Raw genomic sequence first — 12881 nt, 5'->3', positions numbered from 1 at the left:
GACTCGTTCACGAGGTGACGAGTCCAGAAAACCGGGCTTTCCCAGGAGATGGCACGGTCTGTTCAGCCTGGGTCCGGCAGTACCAGTCAGCAGTACCAATCAAGGCGGGCACGGAACTGTTACGCGCTCATCGAGTTCCGCGGACACCGACCGGCCACGGTGATCCGTATGCGTATCCGATCCCTCGCGCTCGCACTGGCCTTGATGACGGCTACCGCGGCCCCCGCGTCGGCCGTCATCGGCGGCTCCGAATCCACCAGGCCCTACGACTTCATGGTCTCGCTCCAGTACGACTCGCCCCGCCCGGACGGACACCGGTGCGGGGCGGTGCTCATCGCGCCCCAATGGGCGGTCACGGCCGGGCATTGCGCCAACACCCCGACCGGTTCGACGGCCGGGGTCCCGCGCGGCTGGAAGGTCCGCGTCGGTTCGCTGGACACCACCACCGGCGGCGAAGTCACCGAGGTCGACAAGTTCTACCGGCGCCACAACTCGTACAACCCGGCCGGCGAGGACATCGCGGTCCTGCATCTGCGAAACCCGGTGCGCGCCAAGCCCATCCGGCTCGCCGGGGCCACTCCCGCCGTCGGCACCCCGGTCCGCATCCTCGGCTGGGGCGCGGCCGCGACCGGTTGCGACGACTTCAAGGATCCGAAGTGTTTTCCGAGCAAGCTGCGTGAAGCGGACACCGAGGTAGTGCCGCTCGACCGGTGCTGGGACGACGACGGGCACACCCTGCCGTTGTGCGTCGGCCGCGCCGAGCCGCCCGTCGGCCCGGGCACGACGGACTCCGGCGGACCCGCCTTGATCCGTTCGGGCGACGGCTGGGCGCTGGCCGGAACGGTCATCGGCCCCGGCATCAGGGGCGCCGACTTCCCCGACATGTACACCGACGTCTCGAAGAACGCCGCTTGGATCAACGGCATCGTGACCGGCACCGACGTTCCCCCGGACACCCCGGTCCCGAACGTGGAGGGCACGGCCGCGGTGGGCGACTGCAAGGGCGCGGTGGTGCGGGCCGCCACCGCGCGTCCCGAAGACCCGGCGCTGGCGCTGACCAACGGCCACTGCGTGCCGAGCGGGCGGCCCGCACCGGGGAAGGCCCTGGTCGACCGGCCCGCCGATCTGCCCCGTCCGGTCACCATCGCCGACCGGGAGGGCTATCCGAAGACCAGCGCCCGCGCCACCCGGCTGGTCTACGCGACGATGACCGGCACCGACATCGCGCTCTACCGGCTGGACAAGACCTACGCGCAGCTGGCCAGGGAGGGCGCGAAGGTCTTCCGGCTGACCACCACCCCGATGCGCGCCGGAGACCGGCTCCTCATGGCCTATTCCAGCAGCAGGCCGAACTGCACCGTGGAGGCCGTGGTGCCGCACCTGCGAGAGGCCGGATACCAGCAGGACGACGCGGTTCGCTACGCCCCGAGCGACACCTGCGTGAGCGGTCCCGGCTACTCCGGTTCCGTGCTGCTGTCCCGCGACGGGAACACGGTCATGGGCATCAACAACACCCACAACCGTGACGGCGAGCGCTGCACCGAAGGCAACCCGTGCGAGGTCGGCCGGAACGGGACCGTGAAGGTGCTGAAGGGCCGCAGCTACGGCCAGCAGGTCCACCGGATCGCGGCCTGTCTCGCCCAGGGATCCCGGCTCGACCTGCGACGATGTGGCCACGAAAAATAATTCCCACCGGCTGTCGAATCGGCGGGACGCTCTTCGTGTAGGTGATGACAAGCCGCTCCGACTTCAGGAGGACGCCATGACCCAGTACCTGATCAGCCTGTACCAGCCCGACGGTCCCGTTCCGCCGCCGGAGTTCCTGGAGCCGATCGCGCGCAAGATCCAGGCGCTCGACGACGAGATGAAGGCCGCGGGTGTCTGGGTCTTCGCCGGCGGTCTCCACCCGCCGACCACGGCGACCGTGCTGCGGGCCAAGGAGAACGGCGAGATCGCGATGACCGACGGCCCGTACGTAGAGGGCAAGGAACATCTCGGCGGTTTCACCATCCTCGAGGCACCGGATCTGGACGCCGCGCTCGAATGGGCCAAGCGGGTCACCGAGATCACCCACCTTCCGGTCGAGGTCCGGCCGTTCCAGGGCGACGAAGGTCCTTCGTGCGTGTGACCACCGAGGAAATCGGACGCGTCTTCACCGAGGAGTACGGCCGCGCCGTGGCCGTGCTGGTCCGGGTCTTCGGCAGCATCGACATCGCCGAGGAAGCCGTCCAGGACGCCTTCGCCGAGGCGGTGGACCGCTGGCCGTCCAGCGGTCCACCGCCCAGCCCCGCGGGCTGGATCATCACGACCGCCCGCAACAAGGCCATCGACCGGTTGCGCCGGGAAGCCGCGCGCGACGACAAGCACGCACAGGCCGCGCTGATCAGCGCGAGCGACGAACCGGTGGAGGAGGGTCCCGTGCGCGACGACCGCTTGCGGCTGATCTTCACCTGCTGCCACCCCGCGCTGGCCATCACCGCGCAGGTCGCGCTGACGCTGAAACTGCTGGGCGGGCTGACCACCGGCGAAATCGCGCACGCGTTCTTCGTGCCCGAAACGACGATGGCGCAACGCCTGGTCCGGGCGAAGGGCAAGATCCGCGCCGCGAAGATCCCGTACCGCGTCCCGGACGACGCCGACCTGCCGGACCGGCTGCGTTCGGTGCTCGCCGTGATCTACCTCGTGTTCAACGAGGGGTACACGGCAACGTCGGGCGATCGGCTGGTGCGGGAAGACCTGTGCGCGGAAGCGATCCGGCTCGGCAGGCTGCTGACCGCCCTCATGCCCGACGAACCGGAGGCCACCGGGCTGCTGGCGCTGATGCTGCTCACCGAGTCGCGCCGCGCGGCCCGCACCGGCGCGGACGGCGAGGTCGTGCTGCTGGCGGAGCAGGACCGGTCGCGGTGGGACCGCGAGCTGATCACCGAAGGGCAGGCGCTGGTCCGTGCCTGCCTGCGGCGGAACCAGCCTGGGCCGTACCAGATCCAGGCGGCGATCAACGCCGTCCACAGCGACGCCGCCGACGCGGCGAGCACGGACTGGTCGCAGATCGTCCAGCTGTACGACCTGCTGCTGGCGGCGAATCCGACGCCGATCGTCGCGCTCAACCGGGCCGTCGCGGTCGCCGAAGTGGACGGGCCCGAAGCGGCCCTCGCCGTGATCGACGGCCTCGAACTGGAGGAATACCACCTGTACCACGCCATCCGCGCGGATCTGCTGCATCGCCTCGGCCGGCCGGAAGAGTCGGCGCGGTCCTACGAAGCGGCGATCGCGCGAGCGGAGAACAGCGCCGAACGGCGGCTGCTGGAACGGAAACTGGCCGCGGTCAGTCCGTGATCAGCCGCGCCGGGCCGGGCCCCTTGGCGGCGAGGACGTCACCGGGGTTCACCAGCACGCACTGTTCGAAGGACAGGCAGCCGCAGCCGATGCATTCGGTGAACCGGTCCCGCATGCATTCCAGCTGCTCGATGCGCTTGTTCAGCTCGGCGCTCCAGCACTGGGAAGCCCGCTGCCAGAACGCCTGGTCCGGCGCGGCGCCCTCCGGCAGGAAGTCGAGCACGCCGCCGATCACCTCCAGCGGGATGCCGAGGTGGTGCGACGCGCGGATGAACGCGACGAGACGAAGCGCGCTGCGGGGGTAGCGGCGCTGGTTCCCGCTGGTCCGCCTGCTGCTGATGAGGCCCTGGCGTTCGTAGAACCGCAGGGCGGAGGTGGCGACGCCGCTGCGCCGGGACAGCTCGCCGATGGTGAGTTCGGACGGCGGTTCGGACATGGTCACGATCCTAGCTTGACTTGAACCCTTGTTTAAGTTTCATGCTGGAGTCATGACAGCACAGGGGACCTCCGAAATGACCATCCACACGGGACAGTGGCCGACACCGGACGAAGCGACGGTCGTGGTGGCGCGGGAATGGCCGGACGCCGACGCGGCGCGGGCGGCGTTCAAGAGCCACGAAGGACTTGTTTCCTTCACCGCGTACGAAGGCATCGATCACGACGGCGCCTTCACCTACGAGCAGTGGACCAGCGAAGACGCCATCCAGGGGCTGGACGGCGCGCCGGTGTTCCGCCTCTACCGCGGGCAGCGCGGCGAGGGCGCGCCCGGCTGCCTCGTGATCGTCTCGGTCGAGTTCGAAGGGCCCGACGAGCGGCGGCAACGCGACTGGATCGACCTCGTCTTCGAAGCGCTGGCGTCCGAACCCGCGCGTCCCGAAGGCGGGATCTCGGGGTTCTTCCACGTGAGCACCGACGGGACGAGGGTGCTGAACTACGCCGAATGGGCCAGCGCCGACGCACACCGCGCCGCGCTCGCGGCCCCCGGCGCCGACGGGATCGGGACCACGGACGTGTGGAAGAAGGTGCAGACCTACCCGGGGATGTCGGGCGGGTCGGTCAAGCGGTACCGCCCGGTCTTCTCGGCGGTGGCGGCATGAAGCCGATCCTGGTCACCGGCGCGACGGGCAACGTCGGCTCGCAAGTAGTCGGCCAATTGCGGGCGCGAGACGTCCCGGTCCGGCCGCTGAGCCGGAACCCGCCGGCCGGTGGCGTCCGCGGTGACCTGGCGAAACCGGAAACGATCGCACCGGCGCTCGACGGCGTCGACACGGTGTTCCTGATGCTCAACGGTTCCGCCGAGGCGCTGGTGCCCACGGTGTCGCTGCTCGAGGAACGGGTGAAGCGTGTGGTGTTCCTTTCCTCGGGCGCCGTCGACGATTCCCTGACGGAGCAGGACAACGCCATCGGGGCCTGGCATCGCACGGTCGAGGAGGCGATCGAGGCCGCGGGGCTGGAATGGACTTTCCTGCGGCCGCACGGATTCGCGGCCAACACCCTCGGCTGGGCGCCGTCGATCCGCGCGGACGGCGTCGTCCGCGGCGCGTACGGCGAGGCGTCGATGCCGCTGATCCACGAGAAGGACATCGCCGCGGTGGCCGTCGAAGCGCTGACCGGCGACGGGCACGCGGGGGCGAAGTACGTGCTCACCGGCACCCGCCCGATGACGCAGGCCGAGCAGGTCCGGATCATCGGCGAGGCCGCGGGCCGTCCGGCGCGCTGGGAGGAGATCCCGCTCGACGAGGCACGCGCCGACCTGCTCACCAAGATGCCGGACTTCATCGTCGACACGATGCTGGGCGGCTTCCGTGGCCTGGTGACGGAACCCGGCGAGGTCACCTCCACCGTCCAGGACGTGACCGGCAGGCCTGGACTGGACTTCGAGGTCTGGGCGGCCGAGTACGCCGCCGCGTTCCGGTAGACTCGGGTTCGTGTCGACACCGGTTCATGCCGCGGTGGTCCACTAACCGCCGTTCCTGACCTTGTCCCCCGACGAGCCACGCCCGCGGGGTCTCTTCGCCGCGGGCGGATCCAGGAACGGAAACATGAACCCCCAGTCCACAAAGGACGGTGGTCGGCGCTGGCTGACCACCGTCGGCACGAACATGCCCCGCACCATCGTCACGATCGACGATCGCGTCACCGCCGACGAGGCGTACCGGCTCGCCGCGGCGGGCACCGGTCTCGCCTGGCACGGCGATTTCCCCGGCGCGCGGAACCTTCTCGCCGCGATGTCCCGGCGCTGCGGTACCGCGGCCGGGAAATCGTTCCGGGAACAGCGGAACCATCGGGCGCGCCGGGCGCGGATCCTCGGCAGGCTGCTGGTCCCGCTGGACCCCGGCCACGTCCTGCCGTTGCGCCGCGGGCCGGACGTGCGCGAGGCCTGCACTGAGGTCTTCGGACCTTCCGAGACCGCGTCGCTGGTGTCCTTGCGTGAGCTGCTGGGCGTCGTCGGCGCGCACGAATGGCGGGTGAAAGGCGTCGAAATCCCGGCGCTCGGCGCGAAAATCCATCCGCATCACGGGGTCTTCTCCCCCGTCCGCGGCGAGTATGTCGACCTGGTGGCGAGAACTCCCTTACCCGCCAAGGAACTGGCGTTCGACATCGGCACGGGCACCGGCGTGCTCGCCGCGGTCCTCGCCTATCGAGGGGTCGAGCGCGTGGTGGCGACGGACAACGAACCCCGCGCGCTCGCCTGCGCGCGGGAGAACTTCCGACGCCTGGGTTTCAACGGAATCGAAACCCTCGAAACGGACGTGTTCCCGCCCGGCCGCGCCCCGCTGGTCGTCTGCAATCCGCCGTGGCTGCCCGCCCGGGCGCACACCCCGCTCGAACGCGCCGTCTACGACCCGGGAAGCCGGATGCTCAAGGCGTTCCTCGACCGGCTGCCCCGGCACCTCGAACCCGGCGGGGAGGCGTGGCTGGTCCTGTCCGACCTCGCCGAACTGCTGGACCTGCGCACCCGCGGAGAACTCCTCACCGCGTTCGAGCGGTCCGGCCTCGAAGTCCTGGGGAGAGAGGACATCCGGCCGAGGCATCCGCGTGCCGACGCGAAGGAGGTCACTTCGCTGTGGCGGCTCACAACCCGAGCAACGCCCGTGCCTGACTGATGAACACGCGGGCGGCGGGGCTGACCGGCCCCTCCGTCCGCCAGGCCAGCGCCAGTTTCGCCCGGAGGCCGGCGGGCCGCGTGATCTCCATGGCATGCAGTTCCGTGTAGTGCGTCGCCAGTGACATCGGCACCACGGCGACGCCGAGCCCGCGCCCGACCAGTTCGGCGACGACGTTCGGGTCGCCCGCCTCCAGGGTCACCCTCGGCTGGGCGCCGTCGGCGAGGAACGCCGCGTCGACGATCGCGCGCATGCCGGTGCCCTTCGGCAGGCTCACCAGGGAACGGCTTTCCAGCTCCGACAGCGTGATCGTGGCCTGCCCGGTGAGCGGATCCTCCGGACCGGAGATGGCGACGAGCGGCTCGTCGAGGACGACTTCCAGGCCGATCCCCGGCGGCGGCTCGCCGGAGACCCCGATCAGCGCGACGTCGAACCGGCCGTCGGCGACCCCCGCGAGCAGGACGTCGGAGGTCGCCTCGGCGAGCGTGATGTCGACCGCCGGGTGACGCTCGTGGAAGCGCGCGAGCAGATCCGGCAGGTTGACCGGGCCCCGCGAGGACACCATGCCCATCGCGACCTGGCCGCGGACCAGCCCGGTGAGATCGTCGACCGCCTGCCGCACCCCGGCGACGGCGGCGAGCGCGGCCCGCGCGTGCGGGAGCGCGGCGGCGCCGACCTCGGTCAGCCGGACCGCCCTGGCCGACCGGTCGAGCAACGGCTGCCCGAGTTCACGTTCGAGACGGCGGATCTGGGCGCTGACGCCGGGCTGCGCGACGTGCAGCCGCTCGGCGGCGCGGGTGAAGTTCGCTTCCTCGGCCACCGCGACGAAGTATTCGAGCTGACGCAGTTCCATAACCGCTGATTCTAGTTCCCAGACCAACCAGATCTTGGACTTCTGACAGAATCGAGATCACGCTGGTGACATGACCACGATGCTCCGCTCCGGCGACCCGGATTACGACAACGAACTCGCCGGTTTCCAGACCGCAGTGCCCCGCCGTCCCGACGTCATCGTGCCCGCCGCGTCGGCCGCCGACGTCGTCGAGGCGGTCCGTCACGCCGCCGAGCACGACCTCCCGATCGCCGTCCACTCGACGGGGCACGGCGTGGGCGTCCCCTTCGTGGGCGGAGTCCTCGTAACCACCCACCGGATGACCGGGATCCGGATCGAGGACGGCGTCGCACGCGTCGAAGCGGGCGTGCGCTGGGGTGCGGTCATCGAAGCGGCCGCGGAGCACGGGCTCGCGCCGCTGAGCGGCTCCTTCCCCGGCGTCGGCGTCGTCGGCTACACCCTCGGCGGCGGGTTCAGCCTGCTCGGCCGCAAGTACGGCCTGGCCGCCGACCAGGTGACCGCGATCGAGGTGGTGACCGCCGACGGGCAGCTGCGCCGCGCCACCCCGGACACCGAAAGCGACCTGTTCTGGGCACTGCGCGGCGGGCGTGACAACTTCGGGATCGTCACCGCGCTGGAGTTCCGCCTGGTCCCGGTCACCCGGCTGTACGGCGGCAGTTTGCAGTTCGGCACCGAATCGCTGTCCGCGGTACTACGCGCCTGGCGGGACTGGGCGGCGGAGATGCCGCGCGAGATGACGTCGTCGCTGGGCATGGTCCCGATGCCGGATCTGCCGATGGTGCCCGAACCACTGCGCGGGCAGCACGTCGCGCAGATCCGGGTCGCCTATCTCGGTGACGCCGCCGAAGGTGAGCGCCTCGTCGCCCCGCTGCGCGCCGCCGCCCCCCTGCTGGGTGACACGCTCGCCGAGATCCCGTTCACCGAATCGGGCAAGATCGCGAACGAGCCGCCCTTCCCGCACGGCTACCGCGCCGACAACGCCACCGTGTCCGAACTCAACGACACGATGCTCGACGCGATCCTCGAACACGCCGGCCCGGGCGCCCCGGTGCCGACCGTCCTCCTGCTGGACCTCCTCGGCGGCGCGCTGTCCGACGCGCCCGAGCACCCCGGCGTCGGCTGGGACCGTGACGCGAGCTTCACCGTCCGGGCGCTGTCCGTGGTGGACGACGCTTCGATCACCGAGATCCGGAGCGCGCACGCGAAGCTGTTCGACGCGCTGAAGCCCTGGTCGACCGGCAAACTGCTGACCTTCGTCTACGGCGAGAGCGGCGCCGGCGAGGAAGCGTCCAAGGTGTACTCCCCGGCCGATCTGCGGCGGCTCGCCGAGGTCAAGGCGGCCGTCGACCCGGCCAACCGGTTCCGGCTGACGCATAACGTCGAACCGGCGCGTGACGCTGGGTGATCTCCGAAAATCGCAGGTAGCGAGCCTCGGCACGGGCCGAAAGCGCGGCGGACGGGACACGTATACTTCCGGGCCGATACCGCCATTAGGGGGCACTGTGCGCACTTTGGACCATGACGAGTTCCTCGCCATGCGCCGGTTCCCCGCGCTCGACGGCCTGCGAGCGATCGCGGCCACCATCGTGATCCTCTTCCACTTCGCCGGCCCGAAGTGGAGCTGGCTGTCCGGCTGGGTCGGTGTCTACATCTTCTTCGTGCTGTCCGGTTTCCTGATCACGACGCTGCTGCTGCGTGAACAGGACCGGACCGGCCGGATCTCGCTTTCGGCCTTCTACCTGCGGCGCGTGTTCCGCATCCTGCCTCCGTACCTGGTGATCCTCGGCGGGATCATCGTGTTCGTCTGGCTGCGCGGCGAGTTCTTCACCCGCGAGTTCCCGCACGCGCTGAAGTACTACCTGACCTTCTTCAACGAGTTCCTGCCCGGCAGCAAGCCGAACGGCGCGGACAACTTCTTCAGCGGCTCGTGGACGCTCGGCATCGAGGAGAAGTTCTACCTCGTCTGGCCGTTCCTGCTGGTGGTCGCGGGCGCGGTCGGGCTGGCCGCGGCCTGGCGCAAGCTCGCGCTGGCCTTCGCCGCGTTCGCCGTGATGGCCGGGCTGGTGGGGGTCACCGGCGGCTGGGTCCCCGGGCCGAACGTGCCGATCTACGAGTCGACCGTGCACTACGCGATCCTGCTGATCGGCTGCGTGCTGGCGGTCGCGATGCACTACCGCCGGTCCTACGCGGTGGTCAAACCGCTGACCCATCCGCTCGCGGCGATCCCGGTGTTCGGCGCGTTCGCCGTGCTGCACGTCAACATGGAAAGCCTGTGGCGGGAGAGCGGCAGCAACCTCGGGCTGCTGATCGCCTACGGCCTTCTCTCCGCGCTGCTGCTGGTCGTGCTCGTGTCCCCGGGGCCGCTGCGGTGGCTGCTGGCCACGAAGGTGATGCGGTTCGTCGGTGAGCGCTCGTACTCGCTCTACCTGCTGCAGGGCCCGGTGCACTTCGTGGTGGTCGAGGCGATCCCGCCGCTGGGCCAGCACCGGATGATCAGCGCGCTGACCGTGTTCGCGGTCGGGCTCGCGATCGCGGACCTGATCCACCGCTGGGTCGAGCAGCCCATGATCCTCGTCGGCAAGAAGCTGATCGCGCGCCGACAGGAGCGCAAGGCACTGCGTGCGGCCGAGGCCGAACTCAAGCGCCCGGAAGCCGTCGAAGCCGGAGCCCGCTGACCTTCCGCGTTTCGTCCTCTGGATGCGGTAGTCGCGCGTGCAAGTACCGCATCCAGAGGACTGAATGCGGGGTGGGTCAGCGCGAGATGGTGACGATCGGGATCACCCGGTCGGTCTTCTTCTCGTAGTCGGCGAAGCCCGGCATCAGGCTGACCATCTTCGCGTACAGCCGGTCACGCTCGGCGCGGTCTTCGAGCACGACGGTCGCGGTCGCGTCGAACTTCTCCGTGCCGACCTCGATGGTGACCTTCGGGTTCGCCAGGATGTTGTGGTACCAGGCCGGGTTCTTGTCCGCCCCGGCGTACGACGCGGCGACGATGTACTTGCCGCCCTCCTCCGCGTACGCGAGCGGCGACGTGCGAGGCTCGCCGCTCTTCGCCCCGATGGTGGTGAGGAGCAGCAGCGAGCCGCCCTCGAACGGGCCGCCCACCTTCCCCTCGTTCTCGCGGAACTCCTTGATGATGTTCTTGTTCCAGTCGAGCGCTTCGGACAACTCTTCCTCCAGTGTCGATCTTCTCGATACCGAGGCTACTCAGCCTTCACGGGCCTTGCGGCGCTGTTCTTCGGCGCGCTCCCGGCACTTGCGCAGGAATTCTTCGTCGTCCGCGGCGCTCGTCGCGGCGAAGCGGCCAGGCCGGTCGTACTCCGGGAACGACGGCGTCTCCCGTTCGAACCGGCCGCGCGGGGCGCGGGCGGCATGCTGCGGGCGACCGGCGACCAGCCAGACGATCGAGCCGATCAGCGGGACGAGCAGCACCAGCAGCAGCCACATCCCCTTCGGCATGTTGCGGCACGATCCCTCGTCCGTGGTGATCACGTCGACGATGCAGAAGATCCACAGACCGAGCGTGAGAACGCCGAAGAAACCATTGAAATACAGCATCGAAAGACTCCCCAGTTCCAGATGACCGGGGTAAGTCTTAGCACAGGAGGGCGTCGAGAATTCCCGCGGCCACTTGCCGCGCCTGCGTTTCCCCGGGGCACCGCTTGGGCCCTGCTCCGAACGGACGTTCCGCCAGGTCCACCTCGACCACTTCGCCGCCGGACCACCGCCGGGTGACCCGGACCGGCGGATCCTCACGCAGGACCCGGTCGAGCAGGTCTTCGACGTCCTCACCGGGCAGGTGGGCGGCCAGCGCCTTGCCGAGCAGCTTGGCCGTCGCGTCACAGGCCTGCACGAGGAGCCCGATCCGCGCGGCCGTCCGCTCGTCGACTTCGCCGCAGGCTTCGATCAGCCGCCGCATGGCCTCCTCGGCGTCGGCCCCGATCTCCGTGTGCGGATGGTAGGCGCCGGAAACCGTCGCGACGTCGCGGGAAACGTCCGGCAGGCCGAGCTCGGCGGCCAGCACGGCCACCGGAACCGTCCACAAGATGCGTTCGACCGGGCCGTCCCGCATCTCCCTCGCGAGCGCGAAAGCCTTGTCCCGCAGGGATTCCATCGGCGCGAGTTCGGCGAGCACCAGCGCCCGCCGCCGCGGGTGGTCCTCCGGGCGGCTGAACCGGGCGACGTTCGCCCGCAACCACCGGACTCCTGCCGGCTCGACGTCCTGGGGCACCGGCGGGACGGGGGCTTCGATCAGTGGATCGTCCATACCGTGACGCTAAGTGCGGAACGCTTCGGTCACGGCCGAAACATGAGCACATCGTCGTTGTTATGGTGACCGGGTGACGGCCGTGTCGGAGGCAACCGAAGTCGACGGCGCGGGGCGGACGGCGCAACCGCGCCAGCTCATCGTGACCGTGTACGGCCTCTATTCACGAGGCGAGGGCGGCTGGCTCTCCGTCCGTTCCCTGATCGACCTGCTGGCCGTGGTGGACGTCGAGGAACCGGCCGTCCGGTCGTCGATCTCCCGGCTGAAACGGCGCGGGATCCTTTCGGCGGTACGCCGGAACGGGGCCGCGGGCTACGAACTTTCCGAAACCGCGCTGGCGATCCTGCGCGAGGGCGACGAGCGGATCTTCCGCCGCGAACGCGCCACCCCCGGCGACGGCTGGCTGCTCGCGGTGTTCTCCGTCCCGGAAGCCGAACGGCACAAAAGGCACGTTCTTCGCACACAGCTCGCCCGGCTCGGCTTCGGGACCGCGTCGTCCGGGGTCTGGATCGCGCCCGCGCATCTGCGCGACGCGACCTCCGACATGCTGCGACGGCTCGAACTCGAGGGGTACGCCGATCTCTTCCACGCCGAGCACCTCGCGTTCGGCGACGTGCGGGAGAAGATCCGTGACTGGTGGGACCTCGATCAGCTCGAGTCGCTGTACACGGCCTTCCTCGACGAGCACGCGGCCGCGCTCCGGCGGTGGCAGCGGCGCAAGACCACGGACGAGGCCGAAGCGTTCGCCGACTACGTCCGCGTGCTGACCGACTGGCGGCGGCTGCCCTACCTCGACCCCGGCCTGCCCGCCGAACTGCTGCCGCCGGGCTGGGCGGGTATCCGGGCGGCGGACCTGTTCTTCACGCTGCACGCGCGGCTGGGCGAGGCCGCGGCCGCGCACGTCTCGCGCACGCTGCCCTAGACCACCGCGAAGCCCTGCACCTCCACCAGCGCCTCCGCGTCCCAAAGCCGGCTGACGCCGATTCCCGCCATCGCGGGGTACTCGCTCCCGGCCAGCCGTTTCCACACCGCGCCGATCTCGCGCGCGTGGGCGCGGTAATCGTCCATGTCGACGATGTAGATGGTCACGCTGCACAGGTCCGACGGCTCCCCGCCCGCCGCGCGCAACGCGGTGAGCAGATTGGACAGCGCGCGTTCGAACTGCTCGACCACGCCGTCGCCGACGATGCGGTTCTCCTCGTCCAACGCCGTCTGACCGGCGAGGAAGACGAATCTCCCGGTCGCGGCGACCGCGTGCGAGAAGCCGGAGGGACGGCCGAGCCCGGGCGGGTTGATGCGCTCCATACGGGTCACCATA

15 protein-coding genes are annotated in these 12881 nt (G+C 69.9%); 9 read left to right on the top strand and 6 right to left on the bottom strand.

The window, feature by feature from the left end:
* Positions 1–168: 168 nt before the first annotated feature.
* From ACXIZN_RS38445 to ACXIZN_RS38435, 3 genes are all read left to right on the top strand, one after another.
* Complete coding sequence (locus ACXIZN_RS38445) at positions 169–1686, top strand: trypsin-like serine protease (RefSeq protein ID WP_457959705.1); 1518 nt, start codon at positions 169–171, stop codon at positions 1684–1686.
* A 76-nt stretch (positions 1687–1762) separates the two neighbouring features.
* Positions 1763–2128 (top strand): YciI family protein, encoded by a 366-nt coding sequence (locus ACXIZN_RS38440; RefSeq protein WP_457959704.1) that lies wholly within the window; start codon positions 1763–1765, stop codon positions 2126–2128.
* A complete protein-coding gene (locus ACXIZN_RS38435; RefSeq protein WP_457959703.1) occupies positions 2119–3336 on the top strand; it encodes an RNA polymerase sigma factor in 1218 nt (405 codons plus the stop codon). Before ACXIZN_RS38440 ends, ACXIZN_RS38435 begins: the two co-directional genes overlap by 10 nt.
* On the opposite strand, the gene soxR is transcribed toward ACXIZN_RS38435, so the two are convergent.
* The gene (gene soxR / locus ACXIZN_RS38430) at positions 3326–3772 is read right to left on the bottom strand and encodes a redox-sensitive transcriptional activator SoxR (RefSeq protein WP_457959702.1); all 447 of its coding nucleotides are present in this window, start codon (positions 3770–3772) and stop codon (positions 3326–3328) included. The genes ACXIZN_RS38435 and soxR overlap by 11 nt on opposite strands.
* Before the next feature lie 52 nt (positions 3773–3824).
* Here soxR and ACXIZN_RS38425 point away from each other — a divergent pair, with 52 nt between their 5' ends.
* The 3 genes from ACXIZN_RS38425 to ACXIZN_RS38415 all read left to right on the top strand — a co-directional run bounded on the left by ACXIZN_RS38425 (position 3825) and on the right by ACXIZN_RS38415 (position 6443).
* Entirely contained in the window at positions 3825–4433 is a 609-nt protein-coding gene (locus tag ACXIZN_RS38425; protein ID WP_457959701.1) for a hypothetical protein, read from the top strand.
* Entirely contained in the window at positions 4430–5254 is an 825-nt protein-coding gene (locus ACXIZN_RS38420) for an NAD(P)H-binding protein (RefSeq protein ID WP_457959700.1), read from the top strand. Before ACXIZN_RS38425 ends, ACXIZN_RS38420 begins: the two co-directional genes overlap by 4 nt.
* Positions 5255–5378: 124 nt before the next feature.
* Positions 5379–6443, top strand: coding sequence for a methyltransferase (locus ACXIZN_RS38415; protein ID WP_457959699.1), 1065 nt, complete (start codon positions 5379–5381; stop codon positions 6441–6443).
* Here the strand turns inward: ACXIZN_RS38415 and ACXIZN_RS38410 are convergent.
* Complete coding sequence (locus ACXIZN_RS38410) at positions 6412–7296, bottom strand: LysR substrate-binding domain-containing protein (RefSeq protein ID WP_457959698.1); 885 nt, start codon at positions 7294–7296, stop codon at positions 6412–6414. The two genes, ACXIZN_RS38415 and ACXIZN_RS38410, sit on opposite strands and share 32 nt — an antisense overlap.
* Positions 7297–7366: 70 nt before the next feature.
* Here ACXIZN_RS38410 and ACXIZN_RS38405 point away from each other — a divergent pair, with 70 nt between their 5' ends.
* On the top strand, positions 7367–8701 hold the full coding sequence (locus tag ACXIZN_RS38405; protein WP_457959697.1) for an FAD-binding oxidoreductase: 1335 nt from the start codon (positions 7367–7369) through the stop codon (positions 8699–8701).
* 97 nt (positions 8702–8798) lie between these two features.
* Positions 8799–9971, top strand: coding sequence for an acyltransferase family protein (locus tag ACXIZN_RS38400; protein WP_257484136.1), 1173 nt, complete (start codon positions 8799–8801; stop codon positions 9969–9971).
* Between the two features lie 76 nt (positions 9972–10047).
* On the opposite strand, the gene ACXIZN_RS38395 is transcribed toward ACXIZN_RS38400, so the two are convergent.
* The 3 genes from ACXIZN_RS38395 to ACXIZN_RS38385 are packed head-to-tail and all read right to left on the bottom strand — an operon-like array spanning position 10048 to position 11563.
* Positions 10048–10464 carry a nitroreductase family deazaflavin-dependent oxidoreductase gene (locus ACXIZN_RS38395; RefSeq protein WP_457959696.1) on the bottom strand — a complete coding sequence of 139 codons (417 nt, stop codon included), beginning with the start codon at positions 10462–10464 and terminating at the stop codon, positions 10048–10050.
* Positions 10465–10503: 39 nt separating this feature from the next.
* Entirely contained in the window at positions 10504–10854 is a 351-nt protein-coding gene (locus ACXIZN_RS38390) for a PLDc N-terminal domain-containing protein (RefSeq protein WP_126730603.1), read from the bottom strand.
* Between the two features lie 37 nt (positions 10855–10891).
* Positions 10892–11563 carry an oxidoreductase gene (locus ACXIZN_RS38385; protein WP_457959695.1) on the bottom strand — a complete coding sequence of 224 codons (672 nt, stop codon included), beginning with the start codon at positions 11561–11563 and terminating at the stop codon, positions 10892–10894.
* Positions 11564–11636: 73 nt separating this feature from the next.
* On the opposite strand from ACXIZN_RS38385, the gene ACXIZN_RS38380 reads away from it, so the two are divergent.
* Positions 11637–12485: a PaaX family transcriptional regulator gene (locus ACXIZN_RS38380; RefSeq protein ID WP_457959694.1), complete on the top strand. Its 849-nt coding sequence runs from the start codon at positions 11637–11639 to the stop codon at positions 12483–12485.
* On the opposite strand, the gene ACXIZN_RS38375 is transcribed toward ACXIZN_RS38380, so the two are convergent.
* Positions 12482–12880: a RidA family protein gene (locus ACXIZN_RS38375; protein WP_457959693.1), complete on the bottom strand. Its 399-nt coding sequence runs from the start codon at positions 12878–12880 to the stop codon at positions 12482–12484. The genes ACXIZN_RS38380 and ACXIZN_RS38375 overlap by 4 nt on opposite strands.
* Position 12881: the final 1 nt, after the last annotated feature.

The organism is Amycolatopsis sp. TRM77291, assembly GCF_054166285.1.
Note: the sequence above shows the minus strand (reverse complement) of the source record. Positions and strands in the feature narration are given on the sequence as shown.